Raw genomic sequence first — 21,388 nt, 5'->3', positions numbered from 1 at the left:
CGCGCCCACGGCAGGAAAATTGGCATTTCTATCGCTTCGGCTAAAAAAAAGGGGCCTTTCGCAAAGCCCCCTTTTTTGTCGGCAGCAAGCTCGATTACGCCTCTGCGTTGACCTCGACGAACTCGTCGCCTTCGCCGCTGCGAACGGCCTGAACGACGTCGTTCACCGCATTGGCGCGGCCTTCGAGGATCGCATCTGCAACGCCTTGCGCGTACAGCGCGACAGCCTTCGATGCATCGTCGTTACCCGGAATGACGTAATCGATGCCTTCCGGCGAGTGGTTCGTATCGACCACGGCGATGACCGGAATGCCCAGCTTCTTGGCTTCGGTCACGGCAATCTTGTGATAACCGACGTCGATCACGAAGATCGCGTCCGGAATGCCGCCCATGTCCTTCACGCCGCCGATCGACTTTTGCAGCTTGACCATCTCGCGATCGAACAGAAGCGCTTCCTTCTTGCTCATGCGTTCCGTTTCACCGGATTCGACAGCCGCTTCCATGTCCTTCAGGCGCTTGATCGATACCTTCAGCGTCTTGAAGTTGGTCAGCATGCCGCCGAGCCAGCGGGCGTTGACGAAAGGCATGCCGGCGCGCGCTGCTTCCAGAGCGACGGTGTCACGCGACTGGCGCTTCGTGCCGACGAACAGGATCGTGCCGCGATTCGCTGCCAACTGGCGCACGTACTTCAGCGCGTCGTTGTAGAGCGGCAGCGTCTTTTCGAGGTTGATGATGTGAATCTTGTTGCGATGACCGAAGATGTACGGGGCCATCTTGGGGTTCCAGAAGCGCGTTTGGTGACCGAAGTGGACACCGGCTTCCAGCATTTGACGCATGGTGACTGCCATGAAAATTCTCCGCGAGGGTTAGGTCTTAAGCCGGCTGCCGCATCCTGCGCGCTTGGGTTTCTGGCGCGCGAGACACCCTGGGTGCGCCGGCTTGAGTTTCGGTGCGGGTTGGGAATGGACTCCCTTCTCCGCCTTGCTTTTCTAAATCTCGAAACCATCTCGAGTGTCATGAAAAGCTGTGACACCCATGTGGATTAAGACTTAGCCCATAAGTATAGCATGTGAGGATTCTTCTGCTCAAGCCGCTCGAACGAGCGAAATTGACCGTCCGGACAGGTGCCAGGCCCGGAGAATCCGCTGCGGGTCATTTCCTAAGGTGCGATAATGGCGGATTCGCGGCTCACGGCCGCCACCACGTCAACTCGCGCATTTTCGAGTCTAGTCATGTCCATTACGCTGAAAAACGACCACGATATCGCGCAGATGCGCGTCGCCTGCCGGCTCGCCAGCGAAGTGCTCGATTTCATCACGCCGCATATCGCAGCCGGCGTGACCACCGAAGAACTCGATCGCCTCTGCCACGAATACATGGTGAAGGAACAAGGCACGGTTCCCGCACCGCTGAACTATCAGCCGCCGGGCTATCCGCCGTATCCGAAGGCGACCTGCATCTCCGTCAACGATGTGATCTGCCACGGCATCCCCGGCGAAAAGGTGCTCAAGAACGGGGATGCCCTGAATATCGACGTCACGGTCATCAAGAACGGGTATTTCGGCGATACGAGCCGCATGTTCATCGTGGGCGAAGGGTCGATTCTGGCGAAGCGTCTGGTCCAGACCACGTTCGACTGCATGTGGCTGGGCATCGATCAGGTTCGTCCGGGCGCGCATCTCGGCGATATCGGCGCGGCCATTCAGAAGCATGCCGAGGCGCAAGGCTACAGCGTGGTGCGCGAATATTGCGGTCACGGCATCGGAACGGTGTTTCATGAAGAGCCGCAAGTGCTGCATTACGGGCGCGCGGGCACGGGCATCGTGCTGGAAGCGGGCATGATCTTCACCGTCGAGCCGATGATCAACGCCGGCCGACGCGAAATCCGCACCATGCCCGATCAGTGGACCGTGAAAACGCGCGACCGCAGCCTGTCGGCACAATGGGAGCACACCGTGCTCGTCACGCCCACCGGTTACGAAGTGCTCACGCTGTCGGCGGGCACGCAGGCGCCTTCTCAACTGATCGCGGCCACCGCCTCCTGATCCCGCGTCATTCGGCGCCTGTCGCGCGTGCGGCGGGCGCATCCGTTCGCCGCTGTTCACATCTCCGATCCGATCCATGAGCGTTCCCGCCGTCGCCACGCCCTGCGAAACACTGCGCGCCGCCCTGAAGACGACGAAGGCGGCGCTGATCGAGCGCTTTCAGACGGCATCCCACGTCGAACCGCTGATGCAGGCGCTCGCCCGCGCAACCGACGACGCGCTGAAAGGCGCATGGACCGCGTGCGAGATGCCCGCCAACGCGGCGCTGGTCGCGGTCGGCGGCTACGGACGCGGCGAACTCGCGCCCTACTCGGACGTCGATATTCTCGTGCTGCTGCCGGATGCCGCTGTGCAAACCGAGAACGCGGACTTGAACCGTCGCGTGGAGCGGTTCATCGGCATGGGATGGGATTTGGGGCTCGATATCGGCAGCAGCGTGCGCTCGGTCGGGCAGTGTCTGGCGGAAGCGGGGAATGACATCACGATACAGACATCGCTCCTGGAAGCGCGCTGCATCTGCGGCGATTTGCCCTTGTTCAAGACGTTTTCCAAGGGCTATCGCGAAACGCTCGATCCGCGCGCCTTCTTTCAGGCGAAGGTGCTGGAAATGCGCCAGCGCCACGCGAAGTATCAGGACACGCCCTACAGCCTGGAACCGAACATCAAGGAAAGCCCGGGCGGGCTGCGCGATCTGCAACTCATTCTGTGGATCACGCGCGCGGCCGATTTCGGCAGTAGCTGGCGCGAACTCGATTTGCGCGGGCTGATCACCGAACGCGAAGCGCGCGAACTGCGCCGCAACGAGAGCTTTCTCAAGACACTGCGCGCGCGCCTGCATGTGATCGCGAAACGCAGGCAGGACATTCTCGTTTTCGATCTGCAAACGCCGCTCGCGGAAAGTTTCGGCTACAAAGCGACCGCCGTGAAGCGCGCGAGCGAGCAGTTGATGCGCCGCTATTACTGGGCCGCGAAAGCCGTCACGCAACTCGCGACCATTCTTATTCAGAACGTCGAAGCGCAGCTTTTTCCGTCGACGAGCGGCGTCACGCGCGTGCTGAACGATCGTTTCGTCGAGAAGCAAGGCATGCTGGAAATCGCCGACGACGATGTGTTCGAGCGCGAGCCGCTCGCCATTCTCGAAGCGTTCCTGCTTTACGAGCAGACGCGCGGCATCAAGGGATTGTCGGCCCGCACGCTGCGCGCGATCTACAACGCCCGCGATCTGATGGACCGCAACTGGCGCCGCGATCCGCAGAACCGGCACCTGTTCATGGAGATTCTGAAGCAGCCCGAAGGAATCACGCACGCGCTGCGGCTGATGAACCAGACGAGCGTGCTCGGGCGCTATCTGCTGAACTTCCGGCGTATCGTCGGGCAGATGCAGCACGACCTGTATCACGTCTACACGGTCGATCAGCACATCCTCATGGTGCTGCGCAATCTGCGGCGTTTCGCCATTGCGGAGCACGCGCACGAGTATCCGTTTTGCGCTCAGTTGATGGGCAATTTCGAGCGTCCGTGGGTGCTGTATGTGGCCGCGCTGTTTCATGACATCGCGAAGGGACGCGGCGGCGATCACTCCACGCTCGGCATGGCGGACGCGCGGCGCTTCTGCCGCGAACACGAGATGTCCGGCGAGGATACGGATCTCGTCGTGTGGCTCGTGCAGCAACATTTGACGATGAGCCAGGTCGCGCAGAAGCAGGACACGAGCGACCCGGAAGTCATCAAGGAATTCGCCGCGGTCGTGAAGACGGAGCGGCGTCTGACGGCGCTGTATCTGCTGACGGTCGCGGACATTCGCGGAACGAGCCCCAAGGTCTGGAACAACTGGAAGGGCAAGTTGCTGGAAGACCTCTATCGCGGCACGCTTGCGGTTCTGGGCGGCGCGCAACCGGATGCGCACTCGGAACTGCAGTCGCGTCAGGAAGCGGCTATCGCGCTGCTGCGCCTCGAAACCGTGCCCGAGCATGCGCAGAAAAAGCTCTGGAATCAGCTCGATGTCGGTTATTTTCTGCGTCACGATCCCGCCGATATCGCGTGGCAGACGCGCGTGCTCTATCGCCATGTCGAAAGCGACGAACCGATCGTGCGTGCGCGGCCCTCGCCCATCGGCGCGGCCCTGCAGGTGCTCGTGTATGTGAAAGACCGGCCGGACTTGTTCGCCGGCATCTGCGCGTATTTCGATCGAAACGGCCTCTCCGTGCTCGATGCGCGCGTGACCACCACGCGCCACGGCTACGCGCTCGATAACTTCCTCGTCGCGCATCCCGATCACGACGGGAGTTATCGCGACATCGCCAATCTCGTCGAACAACAACTGGCCGCGTTGCTGACCGATGACAGCATCCTGCCGCAACCGTCGAAGGGACGCGTGTCGCGCCTCGTGCGCACTTTTCCGGTCACGCCGCGCGTGGATTTGCGCCCCGACGAGCGTGGCCAGTACTACATCCTTTCCGTGTCCGCGAACGACCGGCAAGGCCTTCTTTATTCCATCGCGCGCGTGCTCGCGCAACACCGGATCGGCGTGCAGGCGGCGCGCATCAACACGCTCGGCGAACGCGTCGAGGACGTGTTTCTGCTCGATGGCAAGAGCCTGTCGTCCAACCGCACCCAGATCCAGGTCGAAACCGAACTGCTGCGCGCAATCGCAGCCTGAAACTTTATGCGCGTCAAACTGACAGCCAAACATCCGCGTCCCACTTCGGCGACGCGCTCCCCGGTTCGCACCGGCACATCCACCGGGCGCAAGCCTACGCGCGCTGAAGCGCCTTCTCATTCGGGCGATGCACCCGCGCGGCGAGAACCGCGTGGCGGTGGAGCGTCGGAGCGGCCTTCGTTCAAAGGTTCCGGACCGCGTTCGGGTGAGCGTCGGCCTGAGGGGTCGGGTTCCGAACGTGGTGGTTTTGGTGGACGCGGCGGGCCGGCGGGCGAAAAGCGCGCGTTCAAACCGCGTGGTGAGGATTCGCGTACGGGGTTTGGTGGGCGTGAAGAACGGTCGCGCGGCGGCGAAGGTGGCGAGCGGCGTTCGTTTAAACCGCGTGGGGATGATTCGCGCTCGGGTTTCGGCGAGCGCTCGGCGAATCGTGGTGAAGGCGGCGAACGTCGTTCGTTCAAGCCGCGCGGTGACGACTCGCGTCCCGGCTTCGGCGATCGGCCGACGAATCGTGGCAGCGAAGGCGATGAACGTCGTTCGTTCAAGCCGCGTGGTGATGATTCGCGCTCGGGTTTTGGCGAGCGCTCGGCGAATCGTGGAGAAGGCGGCGAGCGTCGTCCTTTCAAACCGCGTGGTGATGATTCGCGCCCGAGCTTCGGTGGACGTGAGGAACGCCCGCGCTTCGGAGATCGGCCGACGAATCGTGGCAGCGAAGGCGACGAGCGTCGTTCGTTCAAGCCGCGTGGTGATGATTCGCGCTCGGGTTTTGGCGACCGCTCGGCGAATCGTGGCGAAGGTGGGGAACGTCGTCCTTTCAAACCGCGTGGCGACGATTCACGTCCGAGCTTCGGTGGACGCGATGAACGCCCGCGCTTCGGAGATCGGCCGACGAATCGTGGCAGCGAAGGCGATGAACGTCGTTCGTTCAAGCCGCGTGGTGATGATTCACGTCCGAGCTTCGGCTCACGCGACGAACGACCGCGCTTCGGCGACCGTCCGACCAATCGTGGCGAAGGAGACGAGCGGCGCCCGTTCAAACCGCGTGGTGATGATTCGCGCCCAAGCTTCGGTGGACGCGATGAACGCCCGCGCTTCGGCGACCGCTCGGCGAATCGTGGCGAAGGCGGGGAACGTCGCCCTTTCAAGCCACGCGATAACGACTCGCGCCCAAGCTTCGGTGGACGCGATGAACGCCCGCGCTTCGGCGACCGCCCGACCAATCGTGGCGAAGGAGACGAGCGGCGCCCGTTCAAACCGCATGGTGATGATTCGCGCCCGAGCTTCGGCTCACGCGATGAACGCCCACGCTCCGGCGACCGCCCGACAAACCGCAGCAGCGAAGGCGGCGAACGTCGCCCCTTCAAACCGCGCGGCGATGACTCACGCCCGAGCTTCGGCTCACGCGACGAGCGCCCACGCTCCGGCGACCGCCCGACAAACCGCGGCAGCGAAGGCGGCGAACGTCGCCCGTTCAAAGGACGCGGCGACGACTCACGCCCGACAAACCGCAGCAGCGAAGGCACCGACCGCCGCCCCTACAAACCCCGCGACGACGCCCGCCCACCCGCACCGCAACGCGCCTCAAGAGACGACGACCCCGACAACCTCTTCACCCGCGACCCGCGCTTCGATCGCCCTTCGTCTTCGACTTCCGGCGACGCTCAGCACAAGCCGCAGCGCGGCAACGACGGCCTCGTGCGTCTGTCGAAGGTCATGTCCGAACTCGGCATGTGCTCGCGCCGCGAAGCCGACGAATGGATAGAAAAAGGCTGGGTCCGCGTCGATGGCGAGATTATCGATACGCTCGGCACGCGCATCCGTCCGACGCAGGAAATCGAGATTCTGCCCGCCGCGCATTCCGCGCAGGCCAAACAGGTCACGATTCTCCTGCACAAGCCGATCGGCTACGTATCGGGCCAGGCCGAGGACGGCTACGAACCCGCCGTCGTGCTGATCAACCCTTCGAATCACTGGGACGAGGACCGCTCCGGCATCAAGTTCGCGCCGTCGCATCTGCGCACGCTCGCGCCCGCCGGCCGCCTCGACATCGATTCGACGGGCCTGCTCGTGCTCACGCAGGACGGCCGCATCGCCAAGCAACTGATTGGCGGGCATTCCGAAGTGGACAAGGAGTATCTCGTGCGCGTGCGTCTGGGCGAGCACACGGTCGATGTGGACAAACATCTGCCCGCCGAGAAACTCGCGCTGCTGCGTCACGGTCTGGAACTCGACGACGTGCCGCTCAAGACCGCGCAAGTCAGTTGGCAAAACGGCGAACAACTGCGCTTCGTGCTGCGCGAGGGCAAGAAACGCCAGATTCGCCGCATGTGCGAGATGGTCGGGTTGGAAGTCGTCGGGCTGAAGCGCATCCGCATGGGCCGGGTGACGCTGGGCGATCTGCCGCAGGGTAAATGGCGTTATCTGGAGCCGGACGAAAGCTTCTGACGCATCCGAAACCGCCGTCCGAACGTTCGGACGGCGTCAAACGTCGCGCACACGCGACAAACAAATCTTCGAACTCCGCCAAATCACCGCCTCAAGCGCGGTGATTTTTTTTGATCTTTTTTTGATTAAAGAAAATAGGCCAAAGGTCCGTTATTCAGTTGAGCGCGGGGATTTACCTATCCAACGCGACGAGCCAGCGGCCACGCATTGATCGGCATCGAGGAGAAATCGCCATGTCAGTTGAAATCATCGTTCGTGATACCGGAACCGGTCTGGAGATCGTCAGCGGCCGACGACGGCTCGAAGCCCTGCTCGCCCTGCGCGACGAAGTGGTCGTCATGAGCCCCGGCGTCGGTGAAATGGTCATCGCGCGTCTGCCGGACGGCCGTCTGCAAGCGTCCGCCAATCCCGAACACGTCGCGCTGTTCCGCCAGCCGGAACCCAGCGGCTCGCCCAAATCCCTCGCATAAAAGAAAGCCGCTCTTGATGAGCGGCTTGGTCGATGCAATCTCAGGCCCGGTGCGCGTTCAGTCGTCGCTCACCGCGTCCAGTCCCGGAAACAGCACATCCGTGAAGCCGAACTTCGAAAAGTCGGTGATGCGCATGGGATACAGCTTGCCGATCAGATGATCGCACTCATGCTGCACGACGCGCGCATGAAAGCCCTCTGCCAGCCGCTCGATGGCGTTGCCGTACTGATCGAAGCCCTGATAGCGGATCATCGAAAAGCGCTGCACCGCACCGCGCAGACCCGGCACGGACAGACAGCCTTCCCAGCCCTCCTCCATGTCATGCCCGTTCGGCGTGATGATCGGATTGATGAGCACGGTTTCCGGCACCGACGGCGCATCCGGATAACGTTCGTTGTGCCCGAACCCGAAAATCACCACCTGCAAATCCACGCCAATCTGCGGTGCGGCGAGTCCCGCGCCGTTGGCATCGCGCATGGTGTCGAACATGTCCTGCACGAGCGTGTGCAGTTCCGGCGTGTCGAAATGTTCGACGGGCGCGGCGACGCGCAGCAAACGCGGATCGCCCATTTTCAGGATTTCGCGAATCATGGAGTGACTCCTTCCAAAAGCTTCCTCATGCCGTCTTCGTCGAGAACGGGAACCCCGAGTTCCTCGGCCTTCGCGAGCTTGCTGCCCGCGTCCGCGCCCGCCACCACGTAGTCGGTCTTTTTCGACACCGAGCCTGCGACCTTCGCGCCCGCCGCCTCCAGCATCTCCTTCGCTTCCTCGCGCGAGAGCGCGGGCAGCGTGCCCGTCAGCACCACGGTCTTGCCGGCCAGCACGCCCTGCGGCGCTTTCGGCGCGGGCGGCCCTTCCGGCCATGACACGCTGGCGCGCAACTGTTCGATCACATGCTGGTTGTGTTCTTCGCTGAAGAAATTATGGATGGCTTCAGCGACGATCGGGCCGACATCGTTGACTTCCAGCAATTCTTCGACCGATGCGTCCATGATCGGATTAAGCGAGCCGAAATGTTTGGCGAGATCCTTCGCGGTCGATTCGCCGACATGCCGGATTCCCAGCGCGTAAATGAAACGCGCGAGCGTGGTCTTGCGAGCCTTTTCCAGCGAATCGAGCAGGTTTTGCGCGGATTTGTCGGCGAAACGGTCAAGCGCGGCGAGCGTCGAGAAGCCGAGGCTAAAGAGGTCGGCGGGCGTGCGCACGAGGTTTTCATCGACGAGTTGATCGATGATCTTCTCGCCCAGTCCGTCGATGTCGAGCGCGCGGCGCTGCGCGAAGTGCCACAGCGCCTGCTTGCGCTGCGCCGGACAGAACAAGCCGCCCGTGCAGCGCGCGATAGCTTCGTCCGGCAGACGTTCGATCTTCGAGCCGCACACCGGGCATTCGGTCGGCATAACGAACTCGCGCGCATCGTCCGGACGGCGTTCGAGGATCGCGCCGACCACTTCGGGAATCACGTCGCCCGCGCGGCGCACCGTCACCGTATCGCCGATGCGGATATCCTTGCGCCGCACTTCGTCTTCATTGTGCAGCGTGGCGTTCGTCACCGTCGCGCCGCCGACGAACACCGGCGCGAGTCGCGCGACTGGCGTGATTGCGCCAGTGCGGCCCACCTGCACGTCGATGGCGAGCAATTGCGTGAGCGCTTCCTGCGCCGGGAATTTGTGCGCGAGCGCGAAGCGCGGCGCGCGCGACACGAAGCCGAGCTTGTCCTGTTCCTCGCGTGAATCGACCTTATAGACCACGCCGTCGATGTCGTAAGGCAGCTTCTCGCGTTTCTCGCCGGTCTTCGCAAAGAAGCCGAGCAGCCCGTCCACGCCCTGCACCACCGCGCGCTCGCCGTTCACCGGCAGGCCCATTTCCTTGTACCAGTCGAGCATGGCGGCGTGCGTCGGCGGCATGTCCGCGCCTTCCAGCACGCCGATGCCGTACGCGAAGAACGACAGCGAACGCTGCGCGGTCATCTTCGGGTCGAGCTGACGCAGACCGCCCGCCGCCGCGTTGCGCGGATTGGCGAATTCGCGCTGACCGGCGTCGCGCTGGCGCGTGTTGAGGCGTTCGAAATCACGCTTGAACATGAGCACTTCGCCGCGCACGTCGAGCCGCTTCGGCACGTGCTTGCCTTTAAGCGTAAGCGGAATGGAGCGGATGGTGCGCACGTTCGCGGTGACATCCTCGCCGGTCGCGCCATCGCCGCGGGTGGCGGCCTGCACGAACTTGCCGTCGTCGTAACGCAGGGAAATGGCCAGGCCGTCGAACTTCAGTTCGCACGCGTAATCGACCGGCGCATGGCCGAGCGCATCCGAGACACGCTTGTCGAAGGCGGCGATGTCTTCATCCGCGAAACCGTTGTTGAGCGAGAGCATGGGCACGTCATGCACGACCGGCGTGAAGCCCTCGGCCACTTCGCCGCCCACGCGCTGAGTAGGCGACTCCGGCGTGATGAGATCCGGATGATCGGTCTCGATGCCCTGCAGTTCCTTGAAAAGCGTGTCGTATTCGGCGTCGGGCAAATCCGGCTGGTCGAGCACGTAATACGCGTAGTTCGCCCGTTCCAGTTCCGAGCGCAGCCATGCGGCGCGCTCGGCCGGACGACTGGCGTCGGGCACGGCGGCTTCCGACTTGGCGGCAGCGGCGGATTCGGCTTTCGTTTTTGCGGACATGCGTTTTGCGGACATGCGACTGGGTTCTTCGTTTGAATGGTTGAGGTAAATCAGTCAACCGACCGTTCGATTGTCGCAGAAGATCGGTAAATCGTGGCATCGGCCGAATGGGCTAACTGCGGCGCGACGCACGTATAAAGATGCAAACAAAAGCGCCCCGTGCGGGGCGCAATCGTCGGTCCCGTCGCGCACCGGATGATCCGGCGCGAGTCACGAGACTACTGGCTGAACAGCCGCCGCGTGGCCGGAGAACCCGCGGGCATGCCCGCCTGCTCCAGCTTCGCATAAAGCGTCATCAATTGCTTTTCGATGGCGAGCAGCGCGGATTCCGGCAGCGGCCGCCGCTGATCGTCGACCACGCGCGCGCCGATGCGCTCGGACAACGACTTCGCGTAATCGCACATGAGCCTGAACGGCAGGATGTCTTCATCCGCGACGGGCACGTCGAGCACCAGCGTGATCATCTGGCCGCCCTTGTACGTGAGGTCGTCGCGCAAGAAATTGGTGTCGCCGAACTGAAGCATGAAGACGGGGTTCTGCTTCGCGTCGAGCTTCACGAAGCGCGTGCCGTCGCGCGAGAGCAGCAAGCCATCTTGCGATGCCACCGCCTGCACGTAGTTCGCCGACCATGGCGCGCCATCGGAGAGGATATTGATCGACAGTTGCGCGTCGCACTGCGCGGCGAAGCCGTCGAGTTCGCGCGCCATGCCGACGGTTTCCATCATGTCGGGGAATTCGGGCGCGCCGTCGAGCGTGTCCGCCAGCCGTTGCACGCCGGTCACGAACTCGGAGAACTCCAGTTCGTTGAGCGGACCGCTGCGATTGGCGAGTTGCGCGGCCGCGCGCAGTTCGTCGTAGCGCGCGCCGCTGCGCGGCAATTCCCAACCTGTGTCGCCTTCGGTCTTGCCTTCGATGGTGACCGGCTTCGTGCCCGCGCGACGCAGCTTTTGCGCAAGCGGAATCACGCGATCGCCCGCGATCGGTCCGCCCAGACGAATCGGCACCACGCAGTCGATGCGCCGATCCACGGCCGCTGGCGGCGCGGGAGAAACGGTGGTCGCGGCAGGCATCACCGGTTCGGCGCGCTCGTCATCGGTATCCAAAGGCTCGGCTTCTTCGGATGCGCCATTCGCCGACACAGCCTCGGCCTGAAGATCGAGCGCCGTATCCGCAGGCGCGACGGGCGGCACGATCGCCGCCGCGCTTGATGCGCCAAAACTCGGCTCGACGCGCGCATGACGCGGCTCGTCGTCATTGGCTGCCGCTTCGCGCCGCGCCGGACGCACCGGTTCGATGAACTGCGGCTGGCCGTCGTCGCCGTCCTGACGCGCGAGCGCATCCGCCGCTTCGTCGGGCATCGGGCGCGGCATCCTGCGCCGCACTTTCGCGCTCTGCCATGCGTTGTAGACCACCACGCCGCCCACCACCACGGCTCCCGCTCCGATCAAACCGAGTGTCAACTCGTCCATGCACGCTCCACGTTCTGGGGGTTACGAGACGCCGCGCGATCTGTCGCGCGCATCGCCGCGTGCCGGCTTCGAGCCGTCGCCTGTCCGATACGCACCACTCCGCCGCCTGCGCCAACCGGGCCGGAAAACCACTCCGGCCATTGAGCCAATCAACCGTTCTGCGCAAAACCCGCAGCGGCTTCCATATCCACCGCGACGATGCGCGACACGCCCTGCTCCTGCATCGTCACGCCGATCAATTGTTGCGCCATTTCCATCGCGATCTTGTTGTGCGAGATGAAAAGAAACTGCGTCTTGGCCGCCATCGCGCGCACGAGGTTCGCGAAGCGTTCCGTGTTGGCGTCGTCCAGCGGTGCGTCCACCTCGTCGAGCAGGCAGAACGGCGCGGGATTCAACTGGAACATGGCGAACACGAGCGCGGTGGCCGTCAGCGCCTTCTCACCGCCCGACAGCAGGTGAATGGTCGAATTCTTCTTGCCGGGCGGCTGCGCCATCACTTGGACGCCGGCATCGAGAATTTCATCGCCGGTCATGATGAGCTTCGCCTGGCCACCACCGAACAGACGCGGGAACAGTTCGCCGAAGTGACGGTTCACTTCATCGAACGTGCCTTGCAGCAAGGCGCGCGTTTCCTGATCGATCTTTTGAATCGCGTCTTCCAGCGTGCCGATGGCGTCATTCAGATCCGCCGATTGCGCGTCGAGAAATTGCTTGCGTTCGGTGGCCGCCGCCAGTTCTTCGAGCGCCGCCATGTTGACCGGCCCGAGCGCGGCAATCGCATTGTTGATGCGCGTGACTTCGCCCTGCAAATAAGACGGCTTCGTGTCCGGCGTGAGCCGCGCCTGAAGCTCGCTTTCATCCACGCCCGCGGCCTGCAACTGCTCGACGAACTGCTCGCCGCTGATGCGCGCCGCCTGCTCCTTCAACTGCAACTCGTTGATGCGATCGCGCAGCGGTTGCAGCGAACGTTCCGCCAACAGCCGCTGCTCATCCGACTGACGCAGCCGCGCCGTCAGATCGTCCAGTTCGACGCGCGCCGCATGCAGCGTTTCCTCACGCGCGGCGCGCACTTCGAGCGCATCCTGCAAGCCGGTTTGCGCGGTCTGCTCGTTGATGGTTTCGAGTTCGGCACGCGCATCTTCCAAAGCGCCCGCCACGCGTTCGCTCTGCTCGTGCGCCGTGTCGATATTGCGCTTGTATTCCTCGATGCGCGCCGCAAGACCACGCGCCGCGAAGTTCGCATCGCTGGCCGCGCGTTCGAGTTCGCGCAGTTCGTGGCGCGCGTTCGTCAGCGATTCGTCGAGCGATTCGAAGGCAAGCTGGTTGTCTTCGAAGCGCGCCTGCAACTGCGCGATCTCGGCATCGTGACGTTCGAACGCGACTTCGGACTCCGCGCGCAACGCACGCTGTTCCTCGATCTGCGCGGCGATTTCGCCCAGTTCGTCGCCGATCTGCGTGTTGCGCTGCGTGTAGCGCTCGTGCGCCTGCGTGAGCTTGAGCGCATCCATTTGCAACGCGTGGACGCGTTGAGTCGCGCGTTCGGCGGCGGCGCGGGCATCGGCGAGAGTCTGGGATGCTTGCGTCAGCGCGGCGTCCGCGCGCACGGCGTTGGCCTTGGCTTCGTCCGACAGCAACGCCTGCGCGCGCACCTGCTTCGTGAGATTTTCGATTTCCTGCTGACGCGCCAGCATGCCCGATTGTTCGGAGTCCGCCGCATAAAGCTGCACGCCCACGCGCGACACGACATGCCCTGCCTTGACGACGAACGCGCCGCCTTCCGGCAACTGATTGCGCGATGCCAATGCCTGCGCAATGTCATCCGCCACAAAATGGTTGCCGAGCCATTCGTTAAGCACGGCGCGCAGGCCCGGATCGTCGATGCGCACGAGCGAAAGCAGCGCGCGCAAACCTTGCGGCGCGTCCACCGGCTTGCCCGCGACGGGCGGCGAATAGAACGCGAGCTTGGCGGGCGGTGCATCGGTGGCGAAGGCTTTCACCCAATCCAGATTCGACACTTCCAGCCCGGCGAGCCGTTCGCGCAGCACCGCTTCGAGCGCCGCTTCCCAGCCCGTTTCGACATGCAGCTTCTTCCACAGACGCGGCAGCGCGCCGAGTTCGTGCTTGTCGAGCCACGGCTGAATCTTGCCTTCGGTCTGCACGCTGTCCTGAAGCTGCTTCAAGGCAGCCAGACGCGCTTCGAGTTGATGGATATGCGCGCTTTCCTTCTGCACGCGCTCCTGCGCTTCGCGGCGCGCGGCATCCAGACGCGGTGCGGTGTCCTGTGCATCCGATAAACGCGCTTGCGCTTCGGCAAGAATCTCCTCGTGCTCGGCAAGCTGCATGCGCAGTTCTTCGAGATGCGCTTCGTCGGGGGCATCCAGCCCGCTCGCTTCGGTTTTCAGGCGTTCCTGACGCTGCTGCAATTGCTGAAGCTGCTGATCCGCGTTGCGCTGATGCGCCGCTTCGAGCTTCAACGCCTGTTCTGCGCGCGCGATGCCTGCGCGTTCCTCGTTGAGCTGCGCTTGAGCATCACGGTAGCGGGCTTCGAGTGCGGGCAGCGCGTCCTGCTTCAACACCGCGTTTTCCTGTGCGATGGCCGCTTTTTCCTCGCCTTCCGCCAAGGCTTCGGATGCGGTATCGATTTCATCGCGCGCCTTCTGCGCCTGCGTCTGCCATTGCTCGCGTTGCGCGGTGAGCGCCGCGATCTGCGCCTGCGTGCGATTGCGTGATTCGACGATGAAGCGAATCTCCGCTTCCAACCGGCTCACTTCCGCGTTCGCTTCGTAGAGTGCGCCTTGCGCGCCCTGCATGGCATCGCTTGCGCTGTAATGCGCCACGCGCAGCGTTTCCAGTTGCGCCTCGACTTCACGCAGACGCGCGGTCTGCGCTTCGAGTTCGACCTGCGCCTCGCGGATCGCGCGTTGCTGACGCTCGGCCTCGTTGCCCGCTTCGTTCTTGCGAAGAAGCCACAACATGCGTTGCTTTTCCTCGCCTTCCGTCTGCAAATCCTTGTACTTCGTCGCGACGACCGCCTGCCCTTCGAGCTTCTCCAGATTCGACGACAACTCGCGCACGATATCTTCCACGCGCGTCAGATTCTCGCGCGTGTCGTGCAGACGGTTCTCGGTTTCGCGACGCCGTTCCTTGTACTTCGACACACCCGCCGCTTCTTCCAGAAACACGCGCAGTTCTTCAGGCTTGGCCTCGATGATGCGCGCGATCATGCCCTGCCCGATGATCGCGTAAGCACGCGGCCCGAGGCCCGTGCCGAGGAAGATGTCCTGAATGTCGCGGCGTCGCGCGGGAAGATTGTTGATGTAGTAGCTGGAGGTGCCATCGCGCGTGAGCACGCGCTTCACGGCGATCTCGCCGTAGGCGCTCCACTGACCGGCGGCGCGTCCGTCGCCGTTATCGAAGATCAGTTCGACGCTGGCGCGGCTGCCGGGCTTGCGGGCCGTCGAGCCGTTGAAGATGACGTCCTGCATCGACTCGCCGCGCAACTCGGACGCGCGCGATTCGCCGAGCACCCAGCGCACGGCATCGATGATGTTGGACTTGCCACAGCCATTCGGCCCGACCACCCCGACGAGCTGGCCGGGAACCTGGAAGTGCGTGGGATCGACGAAGGACTTGAAGCCAGCGAGTTTTATCGAGGTCAGACGCACGGCGATATCGCTGATTGAATGAATTACGGAGGATGGATTGCAGACAGGCCGCACTCCGGCCCGTCGCTCGAATTCGTTTCGTGCCCGCCCTTTGCGATGAAAGTGTTCCGGCCTGGCTGACCCGGCGGGCGGACACCATCATACCATCGCGCGATGCGAATTCTTCCTGGCTTTGGGGCTCTCTTTCGTGTCGATGGATGCATCGCCCGCGACCGGCGCGCGCTGACGATGCACCCACGCCGACAGCACGCACGCCACCACGATGCACGCGCCGCCCGCCCATTCGCGCGCGCCCGGCACCTCGCCCGCGAACAGCCACGACGACAGCGCGGTCACGACAAGTTCGAACAGCATGATGATCGATGCACGATTGGCCGGCACCCGCGCCAACCCGATCTGCACGATGATGTTGTTCACCGCCAGCACCACGCCCAGCCCGACCACGATGAACGCGACCGTGCCCATCTGCGAGGCGGCGGGCGGTGTTGGCATCGGCTCGAACAGCGTGACCAGCGATGCGACGAGCGCCGCGCCGCCGAAGATCACGGCCGTGCGCATCTCGGGTTTCATCTCCGGCAGCACGCGTGTGATGCGCACGACCAGCACGTTGCTCATCGCGAAGCCCATGCCGCCCATGAGGCCCGCCCATTCGGCGAGGTTCGCGGGCAGCGGCAGGCCGAGCTTGGGCGACCACAACATCGTCACGGCACCGGCGAGGGACAAAAGAGAAAGCAGCGCATCGGCGCGCGTGAGGCGGTCGCGCAGGATGAAGTGCGCGAAAACGGCAGTCCACGCGGGCGTGAGATAGAACAGCAGCAACACGCGCATGACCTGCCCGTGGATCGCGCCCCACACGAAGCCGATGCTCGTCACGCCCGCCGCCACGCCCAGCGCCACCAGCAGCCAGTGCCACGACAGCGTGCGCATCGAGCGATGCCGCAACAGCAGCACGAACACGCACGCGGCCGCGCTCGTCGATGCGCTCGCGGCGGTGCCGGACAGGCCCATCGCGGCGAGCATGCGCATGGGATACCAGACGAGCCCCCACACCGACGCGCCGAGCATGATGGCAAGCGTAGGCAAGGCATCGTTGAAGCGGCGGGTCATCGGGCCGCTCCGTGTTTCGGGTTTATCTCCGGCAAAGCGCCCTTTACGAGCTTGTTCATGCGTTCCTTTCTTGGTTTCCGCGTCTGCGCCCGGCCTTTCGCGAAAGGGGCGCGCGGTATAATCGTCGGCTTGTCGCCGGTGCTGCGTCTGACGTTTCGGGCGCGCGCGTTTGTTGATCCATGTCGCACATCGAACCAATCGAATCGGTCACGCCGTGAATCCACTTCTCAAGAAACTTCAGCCGTATCCGTTCGAAAAGCTGCGCCTGCTGTTCAAGGGCGTTCAGCCGCGCGCGGAATTTTCGCCGATCAGCTTTGGCATCGGCGAGCCGAAACATCCAACACCTACTCTCGTGCGCGATGCCGTGATCGACGCGCTCGATGGCTTGTCGGGCTATCCGCTCACGCTCGGCAGCGAGCCTTTGCGCGAAGCCATCGCTACGTGGCTCAAGCAACGCTACGGCCTGCCCGAGATCGATGCCGCCACGCAAGTGCTGCCCGTTTCCGGCTCGCGCGAAGCCTTGTTCGCGTTCGCGCAGACGGTGATCGACAGCCGTGACGCCGATCCGGCCAGGCCGCCCATCGTACTCTGTCCGAACCCGTTCTATCAAATCTACGAAGGCGCGGCGATCCTCGCGGGCGCCGAGCCTTACTTCGTCAACAGCGATCCTTCGCTCAACTTCGCGTGCGACTATTCGACCGTGCCGGACGACATCTGGGCGCGCACGCAACTGCTCTATCTATGCTCGCCGGGCAACCCAACCGGCGCGGTGCTCACGCTCGACAACTGGCGCGAACTCTTCGCGCTGTCGGATAAGCACGGCTTCGTGATCGCGTCCGACGAATGCTATTCCGAGATCTATTTCGACGAAGCGAATCCGCCGTTGGGCGGCCTCGAAGCAGCGCGTTTGCTGGGTCGCGGTTTCGAGCGGCTCATCATGTTGTCGAGCCTGTCGAAGCGCTCCAACGTGCCCGGCATGCGCTCGGGTTTCGTCGCGGGCGATGCATCGATCCTGAAGAACTTCCTGCTGTATCGCACGTATCACGGCGCGGCGTTATCGACCGTATTCCAGCGCGCGAGCGTCGCCGCGTGGAAGGACGAAACGCACGTGCGCGAGAACCGTGCGAAGTATCTGAAGAAATTCGAAACCGTCACGCCCATGCTGGCCGAGGTCCTCGACGTGCGTTTGCCCGATGCCGCGTTCTACCTCTGGGCGAACGTCACGCGCACCGGCCTCTCGGACACCGAGTTCGCCGCGCGCCTGTACGCCGACTATAATGTGACCGTTCTGCCCGGCTCGTTTCTCGCCCGCACCGCGCATGGCACGAATCCCGGCGAGGGCTTCGTGCGTATCGCGCTCGTCGCCGAAGTCGAGGAATGTGCCGAAGGCGCGCGCCGCATCGTCGAATTCTGCCGCACGCTCGCTGCATAGACTGCGCACCCGAGCGTCGCTCATCCCACACTCTCATCCTTGAACCACATCATGTCGGAACAACTTCAGAGCATCATCGATCAAGCCTGGGAAAACCGCGCCGAGCTGTCGCCCAAGGCCTCGCCCGCCGAAGTGCGCGAAGCCGTGGCGCATGCAATCGCGCAACTCGACAAAGGTCAGATGCGCGTCGCCGAAAAGCGCGACGGCGAATGGGTCGTGAATCAATGGCTCAAGAAGGCCGTGCTGCTGTCGTTCCGTCTGGAAGACAACGCGCCGATGCCCGCGGGCGGCTACTCGCAGTTCTACGACAAGGTTCCTTCGAAGTTCGCCGATTACACCGCCGAAGATTTCGCGGCAGGCGGCTTTCGCGTGGTGCCGCCGGCGATTGCGCGGCGTGGTTCGTTCATCGCGAAGAACGTAGTGTTGATGCCGTCGTACACCAACATCGGCGCGTATGTCGATGAAGGCTCGATGGTCGATACGTGGGCGACGGTCGGTTCGTGCGCGCAGATCGGCAAGAACGTGCATCTGTCGGGCGGCGTGGGTATCGGCGGCGTGCTGGAGCCGTTGCAGGCCAATCCGGTCATCATCGAGGACAACTGCTTTATCGGCGCGCGCTCGGAAGTGGTTGAAGGCGTGATCGTCGAGGAAAACTCGGTCATTTCGATGGGCGTGTATCTCGGCCAGTCGACCAAGATTTATGACCGCGAAACCGGCGAAGTCACGTATGGCCGCATTCCGGCGGGCTCCGTGGTGGTCGCGGGCAATCTGCCTTCGAAGGACGGCTCGCACAGCTTGTATTGCGCCGTCATCGTCAAGAAAGTGGATGCCAAGACGCGCGCCAAGGTCGGCCTGAACGAACTACTGCGAGGCGACTGAGCGTGGCCAGAAAGACAACCGTCGTGTACGGCATTCCCAACTGCGACACCGTTAAGAAAGCGCGTGTGTGGCTGGAGGAACATGGCGTGGAGTTCGAGTTTCACGACTTCAAGAAAGCGGGCGTGTCGGAGCCTTTGGTGCGCGACTGGCTCAAGGACGTGCCGCTGGACCAGCTCATCAACAAGCGCGGCACCACGTGGCGCGGCCTGTCGGATGTCCACAAGGCCGAAGCCGACACGACCACCGGCGCCATCGCGCTGATGATCCACAAGCCGTCGATCATCAAGCGGCCCGTGGTGGTCGTGAATGGCCGCGTGAAGACGCTCGGGTTTTCCGCCGAGCAGTACGAAACGCTTTTCGCGTGATCGACGTGCGATGACTGCGATCTCCACGGTCATCGCACGCTACGTCAAGAACGCCACGAGTGCCGGCCGCCGCGCCGGCATTTTTCATCCCGAATTCATCCTGATACGGACATGTCCGCCACCCTCTCCCTCACCGAAGCGCTGATCGAACGCGCGTCGGTCACGCCCGACGATCAGGCTTGCCAGTCGCTCATGATCGAGCGGCTCGCGCGCATCGGCTTCGAATGCGAAATCATCGAATCGGGCGGCGTCACGAATCTGTGGGCCGTGAAGCGCGGCACGGCGGGCCACGCAGGCAAGCTGCTCGCGTTCGCCGGCCACACTGATGTCGTCCCCACCGGCCCGCTCGAACAATGGACGTCGCCGCCCTTCACGCCGACGCATCGCGATGGCAAGCTCTACGGGCGGGGCGCGGCGGATATGAAGGCGTCGCTGGCGGCGTTCGTCGTGTCGAGCGAGGAGTTCGTCGCGCACTATCCCGATCATCGAAACTCGCTGGCGTTTCTCATCACGAGCGATGAAGAAGGCCCCGCGACCGATGGCACCATCAAGGTCGTGGAAGCGTTGCAGGCGCGCGGCGTGCGGCTCGATTACTGCATCGTCGGCGAACCCACTTCGAACGCCACGCTCGGCGACATGGTGAAGAACGGCCGGCGCGGTTCCATGACCGGCAAGCTCACCGTCAAGGGCGTGCAGGGGCATATCGCCTATCCGCATCTGGCGAAAAATCCGGTGCATCTGCTGGCGCCTGCGTTGGCGGAACTGGTCGCCGAACGTTGGGACGACGGCAACGAATACTTCCCGCCGACCACGTGGCAAGTGTCCAACCTGCATTCGGGCACCGGCGCGACCAACATCATTCCCGGTCATGCAGACCTGATGTTCAACTTCCGCTTCTCGACCGCGAGCACGGTCGAAGGTCTGCAAGCGCGCGTGCACGCCATTCTCGACAAGCACGGTTTCGACTACGACATGACGTGGATCGTGAGCGGCCTGCCCTTTCTCACGCCGCGCGGCGCGCTGTCGGATGCGCTCGAAAAAGCCATCGCCGATGAAACCGGCGTCAGCGCCGAACTGTCCACCACGGGTGGCACGTCCGATGGCCGCTTCATCGCGCGCATCTGCGATCAGGTGGTCGAATTCGGGCCGCCCAACGGCACCATCCACAAGATCGACGAGCATGTCGAAGTGCGCTTCATCGAACCGTTGAAGAACGTGTATCGGCGCGTGCTGGAACAACTCGTCGTCTGAACGTTGATCAACCCCAGGCAATAAAAGGAGCCTTCGATGGCGCTGCCCTTCACCACTCTGCGCGATCTGCTGCGCTTCGGCGTCTCGCGCTTCACGCAAGCGGGTCTCTCGTTCGGCCACGGCTCGTCCAACGCTTACGACGAAGCCGCGTATCTGATCCTGCACACGCTGCATCTGCCGCTGGACACGCTCGAACCGTTTCTCGACGCGCGCCTGCTCGATACCGAAATCGATGCCGTCATGAAAGTGATCGAACGCCGCGCGACCGACCGCGTGCCCGCCGCATACATCACGCAGGAAGCGTGGATGCACGGTCATCGTTTCTATGTCGATGAGCGCGTGATCGTGCCGCGCTCGTTCATCGGCGAACTGTTGCAGGACGGTTTGCAGCCTTATGTGGCCGACCCGGATCACGTCACGCGCGTGCTCGAACTGTGCACCGGCTCGGGTTGTCTCGCGATTCTCGCGGCGCAGGCCTTCGAGAACGCGGATATCGACGCCGTGGATATTTCCGCCGATGCGCTCGCGGTCGCGCGCCGCAACGTGGACGATTACGCGCTGGAAGATCGCGTGACGCTGTACGAAGGCGATCTGTACGCGCCGCTGCCCAAGGCGAAGTACGAGGTCATCATCACGAATCCGCCGTATGTCAACGCGCACGCCATGCAATCGCTGCCAGAGGAATACCGTCACGAGCCGGAACTGGCGCTCGCGGGCGGCGCGAACGGCATGGACGTGGTGCGGCGCATCGTGCGCGAAGCGGGCAAGTGGCTGACCGAGGACGGCGTGCTGGTCGTCGAGATCGGCAACGAGCGGGCCAATGTCGAAGCCGAACTCGGCGGGCTGGATCTCGTCTGGTTATCGACCAGCGCGGGCGACGACAACGTGTTTCTTATTCAGGCGGCGGATTTGCCCGGCTGATGTTCGTGCTTTTTGGGC

Annotated in this window: 15 protein-coding genes; 9 read left to right on the top strand and 6 right to left on the bottom strand. The window is 63.5% G+C overall.

Annotation, left to right across the window (positions count from 1 at the left end; genetic code table 11):
- Positions 1-94: 94 nt before the first annotated feature.
- Positions 95-847, bottom strand: a complete 753-nt coding sequence (gene rpsB, locus ACZCWR_RS09840; RefSeq protein ID WP_487300585.1) for a 30S ribosomal protein S2 — start codon at positions 845-847, stop codon at positions 95-97.
- 384 nt (positions 848-1,231) lie between these two features.
- On the opposite strand from rpsB, the gene map reads away from it, so the two are divergent.
- From map to ACZCWR_RS09820, 4 genes are all read left to right on the top strand, one after another.
- Positions 1,232-2,044, top strand: coding sequence for a type I methionyl aminopeptidase (gene map, locus ACZCWR_RS09835; protein WP_487300584.1), 813 nt, complete (start codon positions 1,232-1,234; stop codon positions 2,042-2,044).
- Between the two features lie 76 nt (positions 2,045-2,120).
- Entirely contained in the window at positions 2,121-4,703 is a 2,583-nt protein-coding gene (locus ACZCWR_RS09830; RefSeq protein WP_487300583.1) for a [protein-PII] uridylyltransferase, read from the top strand.
- A gap of 6 nt (positions 4,704-4,709) precedes the next feature.
- On the top strand, positions 4,710-7,145 hold the full coding sequence (locus ACZCWR_RS09825; protein ID WP_487300582.1) for a pseudouridine synthase: 2,436 nt from the start codon (positions 4,710-4,712) through the stop codon (positions 7,143-7,145).
- A gap of 233 nt (positions 7,146-7,378) precedes the next feature.
- A complete protein-coding gene (locus ACZCWR_RS09820) occupies positions 7,379-7,615 on the top strand; it encodes a hypothetical protein (protein WP_487300581.1) in 237 nt (78 codons plus the stop codon).
- 57 nt (positions 7,616-7,672) lie between these two features.
- Here the strand turns inward: ACZCWR_RS09820 and def are convergent, their stop codons facing one another.
- The 5 genes from def to ACZCWR_RS09795 form a co-directional block, all read right to left on the bottom strand.
- Positions 7,673-8,206 carry a peptide deformylase gene (def, locus tag ACZCWR_RS09815; protein ID WP_487300580.1) on the bottom strand — a complete coding sequence of 178 codons (534 nt, stop codon included), beginning with the start codon at positions 8,204-8,206 and terminating at the stop codon, positions 7,673-7,675.
- Positions 8,203-10,281, bottom strand: a complete 2,079-nt coding sequence (gene ligA, locus ACZCWR_RS09810) for an NAD-dependent DNA ligase LigA (protein WP_487300579.1) — start codon at positions 10,279-10,281, stop codon at positions 8,203-8,205. The genes def and ligA overlap by 4 nt, the downstream gene beginning before the upstream one ends.
- Before the next feature lie 218 nt (positions 10,282-10,499).
- Positions 10,500-11,750 (bottom strand): cell division protein ZipA C-terminal FtsZ-binding domain-containing protein, encoded by a 1,251-nt coding sequence (locus ACZCWR_RS09805; RefSeq protein WP_487300578.1) that lies wholly within the window; start codon positions 11,748-11,750, stop codon positions 10,500-10,502.
- Positions 11,751-11,899: 149 nt separating this feature from the next.
- Positions 11,900-15,415: a chromosome segregation protein SMC gene (smc, locus tag ACZCWR_RS09800; protein ID WP_487300577.1), complete on the bottom strand. Its 3,516-nt coding sequence runs from the start codon at positions 15,413-15,415 to the stop codon at positions 11,900-11,902.
- A gap of 138 nt (positions 15,416-15,553) precedes the next feature.
- A complete protein-coding gene (locus tag ACZCWR_RS09795; RefSeq protein WP_487300576.1) occupies positions 15,554-16,522 on the bottom strand; it encodes a DMT family transporter in 969 nt (322 codons plus the stop codon).
- Between the two features lie 214 nt (positions 16,523-16,736).
- Here ACZCWR_RS09795 and dapC point away from each other — a divergent pair, with 214 nt between their 5' ends.
- The 5 genes from dapC (at position 16,737) to prmB (ending at position 21,370) form a co-directional block, all read left to right on the top strand.
- On the top strand, positions 16,737-17,954 hold the full coding sequence (dapC, locus tag ACZCWR_RS09790; RefSeq protein ID WP_487300575.1) for a succinyldiaminopimelate transaminase: 1,218 nt from the start codon (positions 16,737-16,739) through the stop codon (positions 17,952-17,954).
- 51 nt (positions 17,955-18,005) lie between these two features.
- Positions 18,006-18,833 (top strand): 2,3,4,5-tetrahydropyridine-2,6-dicarboxylate N-succinyltransferase, encoded by an 828-nt coding sequence (gene dapD / locus ACZCWR_RS09785; RefSeq protein ID WP_487300574.1) that lies wholly within the window; start codon positions 18,006-18,008, stop codon positions 18,831-18,833.
- 2 nt (positions 18,834-18,835) lie between these two features.
- Complete coding sequence (locus tag ACZCWR_RS09780; RefSeq protein ID WP_487300573.1) at positions 18,836-19,198, top strand: ArsC family reductase; 363 nt, start codon at positions 18,836-18,838, stop codon at positions 19,196-19,198.
- Positions 19,199-19,309: 111 nt separating this feature from the next.
- Positions 19,310-20,449, top strand: coding sequence for a succinyl-diaminopimelate desuccinylase (gene dapE / locus ACZCWR_RS09775; protein ID WP_487300572.1), 1,140 nt, complete (start codon positions 19,310-19,312; stop codon positions 20,447-20,449).
- 36 nt (positions 20,450-20,485) lie between these two features.
- On the top strand, positions 20,486-21,370 hold the full coding sequence (gene prmB, locus ACZCWR_RS09770) for a 50S ribosomal protein L3 N(5)-glutamine methyltransferase (protein WP_487300571.1): 885 nt from the start codon (positions 20,486-20,488) through the stop codon (positions 21,368-21,370).
- The last annotated feature ends 18 nt before the right edge of the window (positions 21,371-21,388 follow it).

The sequence above is a fragment of the Caballeronia sp. A2-2 genome (assembly GCF_057612605.2).
This window is presented reverse-complemented; position numbering and strand designations above follow the sequence as displayed.